Here is a 14,031-nt window from a genome sequence, read left to right as displayed (position 1 = left end):
GGTACTTGTCTATCTATACGATTCCCCCTATGAGAAGGTTTCAAAAGTTTCATTAAGAGATTCCTTTCTTAGACTGTTCCCCTGCAAAACCAGTTGTAGAGGATTCTTTCACTTCAAGAAAGATCGTAACGGTCGTGCCCTTACCAGGCTTGCTTTCAAATGACAGATGACCGTTCATCGCAGAAATGATACTATGCGTCACCATCATGCCGAGGCCCGTCCCTTTGTCTTTCGTAGTAAAAAACGGTTCACCGATGCGTGAAAGCTGTTCAGTAGTCATGCCGACACCCGTATCAGTAATCGCAACGACCACTTTACTTCCCTGTTTTGTTGCGTGAACGGTCAGGGTGCCTCCTTCAGGCATCGCCTCGATACTATTCTTCAAAATGTTCATGATGCACTGCTGGAACTTTTTCTTTTCATATTCAATAATTGTTGATGGCAGCTCGATATGCGAATTGATCCTCACATCGCTCATTGTGGCAAGTGGTTGAATGACATTGAGACTCGTGTAGAGTTCTCTTTCAATTTCAATCACATCGTACTTCTCAGGATACGGCTTCGCAAACGTAAGATAGTCGTTGATAATATCCGTTGCTCGGTCGATTTCTTTTATCGCAAGATCCATATAGCCCTTAGTTTTTGGGTCTTTCACATCGCTATCGATGAGCTGGAGGAACCCTCTGCTGACGGTGAGTGGATTTCTCACTTCATGAGAAATGCTAGCGGCTAGATGACTCGCGACCTTCAGCTTTTGACCTTCCATAACCGAATTCAATAAGTTAAACTGGCTGATGAACACTTCGTACACGAGAATGGCGATGACGATTCCAATAGAAGAAGTGATGTTGAAGATAACCCATATATTCGTGGGCAAACCAGTATCATAGAATGCTAAACTAAACCCTGCCGAAAACCATCCAACAACGCTGTCGAGCGCAAGCGCTAATAGGAGCTTATGCTTTAGACCGAGTTTTTTAAATAAAGGAGATAGGAAAGAAATGATGATCGCAAGGCCGCCGAAGAAGATAAGAGTCGTGATAAATCCAGAACCACCGATGGAATAGCGGAACCCAAGTGTGACGATCAGGTATCCGAACGCAACCCAATGACCGCCATACAGCCCCCCCAATATAAAAGGAATTCTTCTGAAATCTAAAATAAATTCATCGTTAAATACAAAGGGATACATCATACAAAAAATGATTGAAATTCCAGGGAATATCGTTAAGATCCATTTCGAAGAACGTTTTAAAAAGTTCGTATGCTGGAGGAGATAGAAAACCTGAATGATACTTAATGGGGCAAAAACCACCAGAAGGTTTAATAGCACACTCTTAGCCGTCAATAACATGGTTTCACCACACATCTAGATTTTTGTGAGTACACCACTATACATTCTGCCCCAAAAGTCCTATTCCTCTTTTACTAACGCCCGCTTTATAAATGTTTATAAAAAGGTAAAATAGTCCTGAGTCTGTCTTTAGTACAATCGAATCCCAACTTATACAGTCCCTTCTATTTATTCCTTAATCTGGGTAAAATCACTACGATAAAATGAGTAGAGATCTAGTTCCTTCTCCCATTTCCTAATACGCTTTTCATACTTCATCCCAATTCGAGCTGCGAGTTTTGCCGATTGATCGTTAAGAGGATCGATAAGAGAAATCACTCTCTCTGCAGTCATCTTTTCATACCAGTAGTGTTTACAAGCATGTGCAGCTTCAAAGGCGATTCCCTTTCCCCAGTGATTTCTCTTCAATAAATAACCGAGTTCAATTTCCATGTTGCCACCGACTTTCTGTAAAACAAGACCGCATTGTCCTAGGCATTCACCAGTGCTCTTACCTTCGACGATCCATAACCCAACACCATACTTGGCATAGTTTTCACGCGTCCATTCGATCCATTTCCTCGTCTCTTCTCGATTTTTCAATCCAGAGTAATACTTCATCACTTCAGAATCCTGAAACATTTCCAAAAGGTGATCAACATCTTCTCGGTACATTTCCCGAAGAACGAGTCGATTTGTCGTTAGGATGATCTTCTTCATACCGTCACTCTCCATTTGAGAAAGCCTTTCTCTATACTATGTGTTGATTGTAAGGAAATCATGAAGCACACATAAAAAGAGGAACTTCGTATGAAGTCCCTCTTCATTGTTCTAACATCATCCCGTACAAACCATCACGATATTTCCATCAGGATCTTCAATATTGAAGAAAGAAAAGTCATCGAAATGCACGGTTTCAGAGTCAACGGTATATCCTAGTTCTTTTACATATTCATAAGCCTTTTGAATATCATCTGTATGAAAATTGAAGATCGGATGCTTTGATGGGTCAACTTTCTTCGTCTCTCCCTCAGGACCTGCATCAAGGACAACTCCCGTATGATGATCGAGCTTCAAATTGTAGACGGGATCCGCCACTTCTGAACTGACCTCTTGACCGAGTAACGTTGTATACCAACGCACAGAGCGTTCTAAGTCAGTAACATGAACAAAAATGGTATGTACTTTGTTTGCGATCGGACTTACCATTCTATACACCCTCCTAATCATGTGTTGAAAACACGCACTTTTGGGCTTCTACATAGTTAAAGCGACTCTTTTAAACTACCTAAAGAAACCCCCTGTCAAGACGCCTACCCTCGGCAAGCGCCTCATTGACTTATTTGTTTTCTAGTTTCGCCGAAAAGAATCCTAGCATGGCACCGAGCAGCGCACCGCCAATTACTTCAACAGGCTGATGGCCGAGGAGCTCTTTTAATTCTTTTTCACGTTCCACAAATTCAAAGCTAGCAAATTGACCAGAATTCGAAATCTCAGCGATATTGTCTTCGAGGTCGTTCACGAGCTGTGCGATTTCTCCTGTATGACGGCGAATTCCTTGGGCATCGTACATGACGATCACACCAAATATTGCAGCCAGTGCTGTTTCCGTATGACGTGAGCCTTTGTTCGCAGCGATATACGTCGCAAGAGCGGATACCCCTGCAGAATGGGAGCTCGGCATCCCGCCTGTTGTTGCTACCTGCTTGAAATCCCAATTCCCTGTTAACCGCTTGTACGTTAAAATCTTCAATCCTTGTGCGATTGCAATCGAGGACACTGCTGTGAGGATTCCTCTATTCATTTTCTGCATCTTTTCACCCTCCACTTAAGCTAGTAATCTTTTATTCTCATTACCCTAAGTGGAGCGTTTTTATTCGAGGGATTTCTTTTGCGATCGTCCATAAAGGTTTCTCTTCAAATAATCACGTTATTTGCATCATCAACAACCTAATCTCTCATTCTAGTCTCCAATTTGTTCTCCTTCATTCCGCCAATATGTTTTCATACCATTGTTAAGTATCGTAGATTTCGCAGGTACTTGTTTCGTTATAAGGAGCACGTTCAACATATCCACTGAAGATGAAGCTGCGTTTAGTAGAATCACTATCTTCATCACCGGTGTTAACAGTCCCAAGGAACTCAGAACGAGCGGCAAAAGAACGGATAAGATAAGAAAAGGTGCTACAGTGATCCACAAGTATCTTGATTTCGATAGCTTCTCTTCTGTTACCACATACCCTCCAAACCAAGTTAACCCAATATACGTTTTACCTGATTGTAAAAAATGAGGGATAAATACGAGATGAAGCAGCTCATGAACGACCAGCAATAAAAAGATAACGATAAGATATCCAAAGTGAAAACTCAAAGTTAATGAATTCGTACTTGTGTTGATCCCGAATTCTTGAAGTGTGAGTGAGGAATTCGCCATGATGAGCAATGCAGTTAGAAGCGTCGTCAGGATCATAAGAGGGATTGAGCGAATGGTCGCACTCGTCACACTTTGAGGTTCTTTTAATGGCTTCCACCCTGCTTTTATCAACTCTCTATGAATAGCACCATCGACCTTTGGCAGATTACTTTGAAACTTCATTGCTTCCCTTTTTAACCACCGTTTTGTTCATGAACATAGAAGATAGAATCAGAGCTAAGCCAAGTGCTACGAACGCAATGATGAGAGACGTCGATCGATCAAAGAAAACTAACGAAATCCCGCCAATAAGAAACACCAATCCGAGAACTAAATTGATTTTCCCTAGAACAGATACTCTTCTCATATTGCTCCCCTTCCTTTTTATTAGCCACATCACTCTTTCGATTCCCCTCCCCCATTTCCTTTTTCTGGTTTTAAAAAAAGACATTTCCACATAGGAAATGTCTCACTTCACTCAGTTTACTAATCTATTTTTATCTTTCCAGAACGATTTTCGAATCACGACCTTCTGAATTTTACCTGATGCTGTTTTTGGCAGTTCGTCCATGAACGAAACGCTTTTCGGGGCTTTAAAATGGGCAAGCTTTTCTCGGCAAAATGAGATGAGCTCCTCTTCTGTCAGCGTTTCGCCGTCACGGAGAACGACCACTGCGTGTGGAGACTCTCCCCACTTCTCATCTGGTTTTGAAACAACGGCGACTTCCAAGATAGAGGGATGTTCGTAAAGCGTCGCTTCTACTTCGATAGAAGAAATGTTTTCTCCGCCGCTAATGATCACATCTTTTTTTCGGTCCACGATTTCAATATTTCCACCCTCATCCACGACAGCCATGTCTCCCGTATAAAGCCAGCCGTTACGAATCGTTGCATTCGTTGCTTCAGGATTCTTATAGTACCCTTCCATCACGCCGTTCGTACGCGTAATGATTTCACCGATCGCTCTTCCGTCGTGTGGAACGTCATCTCCAAGTTCGTTTACAACTTTTACTTTGCTTCCAATCATCGCATACCCTGCTTTTGCTTTTAATCTGTACCGATCTTCGGGTGGAAGATCGATGTCCATCGAGCGTAGTTCTGACGTCGTGATCAATGGTGAGATTTCCGTCATCCCATATACCTGAATGAACTTCCATCTCAGGTCCTCCTCAACTTTTCGAACAAAAGCAGGAGGCGGCGCGGAGCCAGCAATCACCACTCGTACATCTTGATCGATCGCAGGCTTTTCTTCTTCAAACGCTTCAATCACCATGTTCAGTACGGTTGGTGCCATATGTAGAATTGAAACACCGTGTTTCTTAATTTTATCTAAAATGAGAGTTGGATCTGTTTTTCTTAGCATCACTTGCGTTGCACCGTTCGCTGTATAGTAAAAAGGAGAACCCCAACCATTCACATGAAACATAGGAAGCACGTGAAGCAGCGTATCTTGATCACTTACACGAAGATGGTGCATCGTGGATAGAGCATGAAGATAATTCGAGCGATGGCTCAGCAGTACTCCCTTCGGATCTCCCGTCGTTCCACTCGTGTATAACAGTGATGCAACATCATTTTCATCGAGTTCCGTTCGCTCAAACGCTTCATCTGAGAAGGTACGTAGCCACGGTTCGTAAGCTCGTCCACCGTCTTGATCGTTTCCGTGAACAAACACATGCTTAAGCTCAGGTAGGAGAGGGAGCACATTTTCTACAAGAGGAAAAAGCTCTTCATCTACAAAAAGTGCCTTACTTTCACTATGCTCCAATATAAATTGGTAGTCTGTCTGATTGAGTCGTGTATTCAGCGGCGTCATGACACCTCCAACTTGATACACCCCATAGAATCCTTCTAGCATTTCAGTCGTATTCGGTGCAAGGTAAGCGACTTTATCACCTTTTTCGATTCCAAGTGCTTTTAGTCCACGTGAAAGCTGGTTTACACGGCTATTCAGCTCGTTGTATGTTAACACACGCTCATCATCGATAACCGCAGGCTTTTCTCCATACAGGTCGACAGCTCGATCAAGAAAATCAGTCAGCACTAATGGTACGTTCAACAGATCCACTCTCCCTTTTGAGAATTTAAAACGTTTACATACTATTCTAAATATTCATCTGTACTATATCAACCAAAAAGAGTGAAACAGAAACTACAACAACAAAAGCGGCTCTTTAGAGAGCCGCTCGCCTTCACCTATTTATCAATCTCATAAATTAGCGTGTCGAACAAGGCATCACCCGTATATAACAGCATGGCCCACTCACCCTTTTTCGGAACGTTTACAGAAGAAGGGGCGTGTGAATCCGCTCCATTGTTTTCTCCCCCTAAAGGAATCGTCCACGCACCAGCAAGAATCTGGTGAACCGTACCGCTCTCACGGTGATACCCGACGACCGTTAATTCCGTTTCCTCAACACCCCATAGATGCCACATCCATTTCTGACCTTCTAAACTCGGTTGGTCTATGCCGATGACGCCAGTCTTATTTTCATTTCCAATCATGTTTCCTTCCGCAAACGGCTCCGCTTTTCTCTCCCAATCGATTTCTTCAAAATCTTTTTCTGACACATGTTCTGGAATATTATCAGGGAGCGTCACAGCTTCTTTATTCGATGTACAGCCTGCCAACACAAGCAAGAGCGCTCCTACGATTACCATCCAATTTCTCATACTTAACCCCTCTCTACATACACTTCCATCACTACTGCTCTCATCTTCTACTCCTCGTCATCCAAAACCTTCCATACACATCCATTTTATTTTCTTCTTGAGCTGATTTTCATTATACTTTTACTAGAACGTTTGGAGAGGGGTCAATAGAATGGAAGCCATTCTTATCGAAACACAGAAGCAGTTAGATACAGCCTTTGAAATTAGGAAGAACGTTTTTATCGATGAGCAAGGAACGCCTGAAGAAGAAGAATACGACGAGTTCGACAGTCTAAAAGCGGATGCCGAGCATATTCTTATTCTGGACGGCGATCATGCAGTTGGCACTGGCAGATGGCGTGTTCATGATGGGTATGGGAAGCTCGAACGCATTTGCATCCTTCCATCTTATCGAAAGCAAGGGATCGGCAATATGATCGTCCACAAACTTGAAGAGCTAGCTGCAAATCAGGGGGTTACGAAGGTAAAGCTTCACGGTCAAGTTCAAGCCGAAACCTTTTACCATAAGTTAGGGTATAAAACGGTCTCTGACGTATTCATGGAAGATGGGATTCCACACATTCTTATGAAAAAAGCACTCTCTGAAACGTTTGGAACCTCGCATTCGTAGAACAAGAGAAACCTTCTTAATAGAAAGGAAGACTAAAATGAGAAGCGGAAATCCAGTATTAAAGAACGATATATTTCGCAATACGGGTGAACAAGGCGAAACGATGACACTCGGTGGTACGGTTGGAAAGACGTTTGTACTCTTTCTCTTTTTACTCGGAACGGCGGTCTACACATGGTATCGCTTTACGCAAGGGGAAGACGTCATCTTCATGATGATGATCGGAGGAATCGGAGCGCTCGTGGTCGCTCTATTCACGGTGTTCGTAAAGAAAGCAGCCCCGATCACAGCACCGATCTATGCAGCCCTTGAAGGTTTTGCGATAGGCGGCATATCTGCCATTCTCGAAAACCAGTTTCCAGGAATCGTGATTCAAGCAGCAGCACTAACGTTTTCAGTTATGGGCGTCCTGTTATTCCTTTATGCGGCAAGAATTATAAAAGTAACGAAGAACTTTCGCTTGATGGTCGTCTCAGCGACGCTCGCTATTTTTGTCGTCTATCTACTCGATTTTGTTATGAACATGTTTACAACGATGACGGTGCCCTACTTGCATTCAAACGGCGTGATCGGCATCGGCATCTCCGTTTTCATCGTCGCAATCGCCGCGCTTAACCTCGTGTTGGACTTTGACTTCATCGAAAGAGGTGTCGACGCCGGCGCACCTAAATACCTCGAGTGGTACGGCGCGTTCGGACTCATGGTCACGCTAGTATGGCTATATATCGAGATTCTAAGACTTCTACAAAAAATACGAAGATAGAAAAACGCCCTGACCTCAGGGCGTTTTTTCTATCCTATAACATTTTGCTTTTTGTCTTTTTTCCACATGAAGAATAGGTAGATCGCCATCCCGAGCATGATCAGCATGCTAGATGTAATGATTTTTGTACTTTCCTCGAGCTCGGTAACGTTCATGATCAAGTCAGGAACAAATACGATCGCAGCAATGATGAGCATGACCCAGGTTCTCGTCCAAAGTGATAAGCCGATGATAAGGAGAACGGCGACAGTTGCGGCAACGATGTTCCAAGTTGAATGAAATGTGACTGTAGGTGTCTCAACGGCACCATTTAAGAAAAGTAAAGCTAGTATGAGAACGGTTGGAACCGCTCCTACGATGCCTAGAAGCGTCCACATCAGCATCTTACTTCCGCTAGTAGCAATCCTGCGGAACGTGACTGAAATCAATCCAATATAAAAGAGAATGATGAGTGGATAACTGATGAGCTCGAGGACAGACGCTTCGATTCCGCCGCGAACAACGTTTCCTAACACAATGAATGCAATGGCTCCAATCATGACCATCAAACTATACTTCAACACATCCTTACGATCGATCGGCATTTCTTTCGATAGTTGTTTCATATAATCCTTTGGCGATTTTCCTATGATGTCACTTACATCTTTCCCTGCTTTTTCTGCTTGAAGCAAATGATCGTTGAGTTCACTAATGATACTTTCGATTTCGTCTTCGTTCTTCCCACTCGAGATCAAATAGAGTCGTAGATTCGCTAGGAACTCTTGACTTTGAACAGATAATCCCATTAACCTTCCTCCTCTAACAAGCAATCAACGCTTTTTGATAGTGACTCCCACTTCTCCTTAAATGCCGCTAATTCTTCTTCCCCTTTACGAGTTAGCGAATAATACTTTCGCTTCGGTCCGCCAGAGGGTAACTGCTTTTGTGACGTTACAACGAGCCCTTCTTTTTTCATGCGTAGCAACAGAGGATAAATACTTCCTTCTCTTACCATATTAAACCCATACTCATTCAGTTTTTCGATCATCTCATACCCGTACGTTTCGCCTTTTCCAATAATGGATAACAAGCAGCCTTCTAATATCCCTTTTAAAATCTGACTCGAAGACATGTTCCACCTCTCCGTTCATCTATATTGTTTTACAAGGTAGTTGGATAAAAAAATAACTACATTGCATTGCAATGTAGTTAAAGTATACCTAACATTTCCAGTTATTCAAAGACCTTTTTCAATAAATTTCCTTTAAAAGTTCAGGACGACCGAACTGAGCTTGGTGAAGCTTTTTATAGAGGCCATCTTGACGAAGAAGTTCGTCATGAGAGCCTTCTTCAGAAATGCCGTCTTTCGTAACGACCATAATCCGGTCCGCATTCTTGATCGTCGCTAAGCGGTGTGCGATGACAAGTGTCGTCCTGCCAACCGTCAATTCATCCAGCGACTTTTGAATCGCTTCTTCTGTTTCCGTATCCAATGCGGAAGTCGCTTCATCCAAAATAAGAATAGGAGGATTCTTCAGGAAGATTCTCGCGATCGCAAGCCGCTGTTTTTGCCCTCCAGAAAGCTTCACACCACGCTCTCCAATAACCGTATCGAGTCCCTCTGGTTGATCAGCGATGAACTCCTCAAGCCTCGCTCGTTTCGCTGCTTCTAAAATTTCTTCATCCGATGCGCCAAGCTTTCCGTATTCAATATTTTCACGAATCGTTCCTGAGAATAAAAAGACGTCTTGCTGAACGATACCGATTTGACTGCGCAGCGATTCGAGTTTCAGATCACGAATATTTGTGCCATCAATTGTGATGTCTCCGCTATGAACGTCGTAAAAACGAGGCAGAAGACTGCAAAGCGTTGTCTTCCCGGCACCTGAAGGGCCAACGAACGCCACCGTCTCCCCAGGTGAGATCTGTAAACTAACGCCTTTAAGAATCGGATTCCACGATTCATACCCAAACCTCACATCGTGATACACAATGTCACCTTCTAGTTCTTTATGAACAGCTTGAGGTGTATCTTCAATATCCGGAGCAGTATCCATAATTTCTGTATACCGCTTAAATCCTGCAATCCCCTTCGGATAGCTTTCAATAACCGCATTGATCTTCTGAATTGGACCAACGAGAATATTTGCAAGAAGGATAAAGGCTACAAACTCACCGTATGTTAACTGATTTTGAATAACAAAATACGTGCCGAACAGTAGTGTCGTTAACGTCACAAGGCGCATCGTCATGTAGTTTGCCGTTACATTTTGCGCCATGATTTTGTACGATTGCAGTTTCGTTCCTTTATAGCGATTGTTTTCTTCTAGAAATTTTTCTTGTTCATGCTTTTCATTGGCGAACGCCTGCACAACACGAATGCCACCGATGCTATCTTCGACTCTAGTATTAATTTCTGCGACGCGATGGAACATCTTACGAAACGTTCTCGTCATCTTTTTATTAAAGTAAACAGCAAGGATGATGAGGAATGGAATCACGATGAAAGAGATGACGGCAAGTTGCCAATTGATCGTGAGCATAAGAACGAACGAACCGACTAGCGTCATCAACGCAACGAAAACATCCTCTGGTCCATGGTGGGCAACTTCTCCAATCTCCTCTAAGTCTTTCGTCAGACGTGAAATACTATGCCCTGTTTTATTCCCATCATAATAAGAAAACGAAAGCTTCTGCATGTGTGTGAATAGCTTCTGCCTCATATCTGTCTCAATGTTGATTCCAAGCATATGCCCCCAATACGTGACGACATAATGCAGTCCTGTATTCAACAGGTACACGAGAAGCAATCCTAGACAAGCGAACATGATGAGCGACCAATTTTGTTCAGGCAATAGCCGATCGATTACCTGATTGACTGCGAGTGGGAAGGCCAGCTCCAATATACCGACAAACACGGCACAAGAGAAATCTAAGATAAACAGCCACTTGTATGGACGGTAATAAGAAAAGAAACGTTTGAGCATGGAACCATCCCTTTGTTAGCAAATTTTCGAATACTATGTAAGTGGTTTAATTGAAAACCATTATCAACTAACTATGCTAATCGATTTAGACGTAGTAGTCAATCTTTTATTCTATGATGAGAAGCTAGTTTTGAATACGTTTAGTATTTTACTTGAATGAACTTTTGAACATATATTTCACTGACCTCATAGTGAGGGAGTCTACCTTCAGTAAGGTACACTCCCTCTCTGCATGTTAGGTAAACCGCTTTTCGACTTCTTCTCTGTCGTAGTTTAAAATCCAGTCGTTATAGCGATTATACATGCTTCTTATTGATTCAGGAGAGGTAGCAAGCAAATCACATCCTCTATCGTCATAAACGTGATAGATCGTTTTCCTATTGATATTGATGAAGTATACCCTATGATGAATCAGTGGTTTTATACCCATATCGTGATTACAAATCGCCTTTAACATAGATCTATACTTAAGATCGGACGTCTTGCATTGCAACGTGAACCTATGCGTTTTACATCCCTCCTCTTCCTCTTCTTCTAGGAGTAGAGAAGGAATTGTTTTCTGGTTTACTTTATACAGTAGCGATTTCTCTTTCACATATGGCGAAAAAACCTTCAATTTATGTTTGTGAGCTTTTCCTTCTGTATCGTGATAGACATCGACTACTACAAAGATGTCTTCCGTTTTTGAATGTAATGATTCAAATAATGTGATTGCCCGATGGTATACCCCTTGCATATAAGCACTGTCTTTCCCAAGATGATACCCCACTCCTAATTCGAACCGTAGTCCAACGTTCCAGTTATATAATAACGGAGGCTGTAGCTCTAAGTTCGGAAAAGTCTCGTTTAGATAGTCATTTACAAGCAAATTTGCACCTCGTTTTTTCCTATGTCTCTTCAATTGTTACGTTAAATGAAGTGTACACGTTAATAATATAAGATTTCTACCTTATGACACTTCACGCATTTTTCATAGTTTTGATCTCCTTCAAAGTGATGATCACAGTTTTCTTGAAACGCTTTTAACTGATTCTCGAGCAGTGAAAGGTGATGTTTCGTAACGTTAATTTCTTCTTCAAGTTGTTGAACGTTCATCATGTCGCCCCCTTCATGTTATCGGTAAATCGACGATCCATTTTCTTTAAACTCTGCAGCTTTTCTCTTCATCCCATTTTCAATATCCTCTTTCGTGAACGTTTCATTTTCTTTTACGAAATGTCGGATATCTTGAGAAATCCTCATACTGCAGAACTTTGGTCCACACATGGAACAAAAGTGTGCTGTTTTTGCTCCCTCAGCAGGTAAGGTTTCATCATGATACTCCACTGCACGTTCTGGATCTAAAGACAAGTTGAATTGATCTCTCCACCTAAATTCAAACCGTGCTTTCGAAAGGGCATCATCTCGGAGTTGTGCCCCTGGATGCCCTTTCGCTAAATCAGCTGCATGTGCCGCAATCTTATACGTGATCACCCCTTCTCGAACATCTTCTTTGTTTGGTAATCCTAGATGTTCTTTTGGCGTAACATAGCAAAGCATCGCCGTACCGTACCAACCGATCATCGCTGCCCCAATTGCAGACGTAATGTGATCATACCCAGGAGCGATATCTGTTGTAAGTGGTCCCAATGTATAAAATGGCGCTTCATCACATAGCTCGACTTGTTTGTCCATGTTTTCTTTAATCAGATGCATAGGCACATGTCCTGGTCCCTCAACCATAACTTGAACATCATATTTCCACGCCAATTTTGTTAGTTCTCCAAGGGTTTCTAATTCAGCAAACTGTGCGTCATCATTGGCGTCAGCAATGGATCCAGGACGCAAGCCATCTCCTAGGGATAAAGAAATATCATAGGTTTTTAAGATCTCACAAATCTCTTCAAAGTGCGTATACAAAAAGCTTTCTCGATGATGATACAAGCACCACTGCGCCATGATCGAGCCGCCACGAGATACGATTCCCGTTAACCGTTTAGCCGTAAGCGGCACATATTGTAATCGAACACCGGCATGAATCGTGAAGTAATCAACACCCTGCTCTGCTTGCTCGATTAATGTATCTTTGTAAACCTCCCAAGTTAGATCCTCAACAACATTGACCTTTTCGAGCGCTTGATAAATTGGGACGGTCCCCACTGGCACAGGTGAATTACGTATAATCCATTCTCGAGTCGTATGAATGTTTTTCCCCGTTGATAAATCCATAATCGTATCTGCGCCCCAGCGTGTTGCCCAAGTCATTTTTTCCACTTCCTGTTCAATCGATGAGGAAACGGCAGAATTTCCAATGTTCGCGTTAATCTTCACATGAAAATTGCGACCGATGATCATCGGCTCAATCTCTGGATGATTGATGTTCGCAGGAATGATCGCACGGCCTTTAGCCACTTCAGCTCGAACAAATTCTGGATTCATCTTTTCTCTAAGTGCGATGAATTCCATCTCGGGAGTGATCACTCCCTTTCTAGCGTAATGAAGTTGCGAAACGTTCTTTCCCTTCTTCGCTCGCAGTGGTTTTCGATTTAACCGTGAAAAATGACTCATTCTCGGATCATTTTCATCTTTGTATCCATTATCTTCTGGCTTCATTTTGCGCCTTTCATACTCTTCAACGTCTCCACGTTCTTGAATCCAGGTTTTACGAAGTGCTGGGAGCCCTTTTTCTAGATCAACAGTATATTGTTGGTCTGTATACGGACCACTAGGGTCGTATACACGAACCGGAGGATTCTCCTCTTCACCAAATGTCCCTGTTGTCGGACTCAACGCGATTTCACGCATCGGCACCTTGATATCCTCTCTCGATCCTGAGATATACACTTTTCGACTACCTGAAAAACTAGACATAATGGAAATGCTCTCATTGCTTGGTGTAGATGATGTTGACATCATAAACTCTCCCTTTTTTTGAAATAAAGGACGAGATGAATCAAACCATGTGCAGAAGCCTATCAAAACATAAAAAAGCCGGGTCCATTGTCATTCATCGGACCCGGCTCATATGTAAACAGACGTTGCGTTACAGTGATGATCGTTCTAACTTCCCTACGCTGGCATGATCCAGATCAGGTCCAAAGAGTCAAGAAACTTCAAAGCGTTTCCTTCTCAGCCCAGCTCATTGGGCTCCCCTAGTTAACTCTATTGTATTTGATTCTAGTATATAGGAGTCTTCTAAAAATACAATAGCTACCGTTATAGAACGATTCTATTTACCTATGCCTAACGATTACCTCTTCTATCAAATTTCCTAAGATGTTCATGCTATGATTG

The 14,031-nt window shown here is 42.5% G+C and carries 16 protein-coding genes and 1 riboswitch; of the genes, 2 read left to right on the top strand and 14 right to left on the bottom strand.

Annotated elements, in window-relative coordinates:
- Nucleotides 1-52: 52 nt before the first annotated feature.
- From ACXAHI_RS13580 to ACXAHI_RS13545, 8 genes are all read right to left on the bottom strand, one after another.
- Entirely contained in the window at nucleotides 53-1,354 is a 1,302-nt protein-coding gene (locus tag ACXAHI_RS13580) for an ATP-binding protein (protein ID WP_474848661.1), read from the bottom strand.
- A 168-nt stretch (nucleotides 1,355-1,522) separates the two neighbouring features.
- Nucleotides 1,523-2,053: a GNAT family N-acetyltransferase gene (locus tag ACXAHI_RS13575; RefSeq protein WP_474848659.1), complete on the bottom strand. Its 531-nt coding sequence runs from the start codon at nucleotides 2,051-2,053 to the stop codon at nucleotides 1,523-1,525.
- A 117-nt stretch (nucleotides 2,054-2,170) separates the two neighbouring features.
- Complete coding sequence (locus ACXAHI_RS13570) at nucleotides 2,171-2,542, bottom strand: VOC family protein (protein ID WP_474848657.1); 372 nt, start codon at nucleotides 2,540-2,542, stop codon at nucleotides 2,171-2,173.
- 130 nt (nucleotides 2,543-2,672) lie between these two features.
- Nucleotides 2,673-3,146, bottom strand: a complete 474-nt coding sequence (locus ACXAHI_RS13565; protein WP_474848655.1) for a divergent PAP2 family protein — start codon at nucleotides 3,144-3,146, stop codon at nucleotides 2,673-2,675.
- Nucleotides 3,147-3,296: 150 nt separating this feature from the next.
- Entirely contained in the window at nucleotides 3,297-3,929 is a 633-nt protein-coding gene (locus ACXAHI_RS13560; protein WP_474848653.1) for a DUF3267 domain-containing protein, read from the bottom strand.
- A complete protein-coding gene (locus ACXAHI_RS13555; protein ID WP_474848651.1) occupies nucleotides 3,913-4,113 on the bottom strand; it encodes a hypothetical protein in 201 nt (66 codons plus the stop codon). Before ACXAHI_RS13555 ends, ACXAHI_RS13560 begins: the two co-directional genes overlap by 17 nt.
- A gap of 111 nt (nucleotides 4,114-4,224) precedes the next feature.
- Nucleotides 4,225-5,805: a long-chain-fatty-acid--CoA ligase gene (locus ACXAHI_RS13550; protein ID WP_474848649.1), complete on the bottom strand. Its 1,581-nt coding sequence runs from the start codon at nucleotides 5,803-5,805 to the stop codon at nucleotides 4,225-4,227.
- A 137-nt stretch (nucleotides 5,806-5,942) separates the two neighbouring features.
- A complete protein-coding gene (locus ACXAHI_RS13545) occupies nucleotides 5,943-6,419 on the bottom strand; it encodes a hypothetical protein (RefSeq protein ID WP_474848647.1) in 477 nt (158 codons plus the stop codon).
- Nucleotides 6,420-6,570: 151 nt separating this feature from the next.
- Between ACXAHI_RS13545 and ACXAHI_RS13540 the strand changes: the two genes are divergently transcribed.
- A complete protein-coding gene (locus ACXAHI_RS13540; protein WP_474848645.1) occupies nucleotides 6,571-7,029 on the top strand; it encodes a GNAT family N-acetyltransferase in 459 nt (152 codons plus the stop codon).
- 37 nt (nucleotides 7,030-7,066) lie between these two features.
- Nucleotides 7,067-7,792, top strand: a complete 726-nt coding sequence (locus tag ACXAHI_RS13535; protein WP_474848643.1) for a Bax inhibitor-1/YccA family protein — start codon at nucleotides 7,067-7,069, stop codon at nucleotides 7,790-7,792.
- Between the two features lie 29 nt (nucleotides 7,793-7,821).
- On the opposite strand, the gene ACXAHI_RS13530 is transcribed toward ACXAHI_RS13535, so the two are convergent.
- The 6 genes from ACXAHI_RS13530 to thiC form a co-directional block, all read right to left on the bottom strand.
- Nucleotides 7,822-8,577 (bottom strand): HAAS domain-containing protein, encoded by a 756-nt coding sequence (locus ACXAHI_RS13530; protein ID WP_474848641.1) that lies wholly within the window; start codon nucleotides 8,575-8,577, stop codon nucleotides 7,822-7,824.
- Nucleotides 8,577-8,903, bottom strand: coding sequence for a PadR family transcriptional regulator (locus tag ACXAHI_RS13525; RefSeq protein WP_474848639.1), 327 nt, complete (start codon nucleotides 8,901-8,903; stop codon nucleotides 8,577-8,579). The genes ACXAHI_RS13530 and ACXAHI_RS13525 overlap by 1 nt, the downstream gene beginning before the upstream one ends.
- A gap of 118 nt (nucleotides 8,904-9,021) precedes the next feature.
- Nucleotides 9,022-10,758, bottom strand: a complete 1,737-nt coding sequence (locus ACXAHI_RS13520) for an ABC transporter ATP-binding protein (protein WP_474848637.1) — start codon at nucleotides 10,756-10,758, stop codon at nucleotides 9,022-9,024.
- 235 nt (nucleotides 10,759-10,993) lie between these two features.
- The gene (locus tag ACXAHI_RS13515; protein ID WP_474848635.1) at nucleotides 10,994-11,626 is read right to left on the bottom strand and encodes a DUF3885 domain-containing protein; all 633 of its coding nucleotides are present in this window, start codon (nucleotides 11,624-11,626) and stop codon (nucleotides 10,994-10,996) included.
- A gap of 59 nt (nucleotides 11,627-11,685) precedes the next feature.
- Entirely contained in the window at nucleotides 11,686-11,853 is a 168-nt protein-coding gene (locus ACXAHI_RS13510) for a serine protease (RefSeq protein ID WP_474848633.1), read from the bottom strand.
- Between the two features lie 18 nt (nucleotides 11,854-11,871).
- Entirely contained in the window at nucleotides 11,872-13,650 is a 1,779-nt protein-coding gene (gene thiC, locus ACXAHI_RS13505) for a phosphomethylpyrimidine synthase ThiC (protein ID WP_474848631.1), read from the bottom strand.
- A 136-nt stretch (nucleotides 13,651-13,786) separates the two neighbouring features.
- Nucleotides 13,787-13,901: riboswitch (TPP riboswitch) on the bottom strand.
- Nucleotides 13,902-14,031: the final 130 nt, after the last annotated feature.

The organism is Anaerobacillus sp. ABD4_527 (assembly GCF_056160805.1).
Note: the sequence above shows the minus strand (reverse complement) of the source record. Positions and strands in the feature narration are given on the sequence as shown.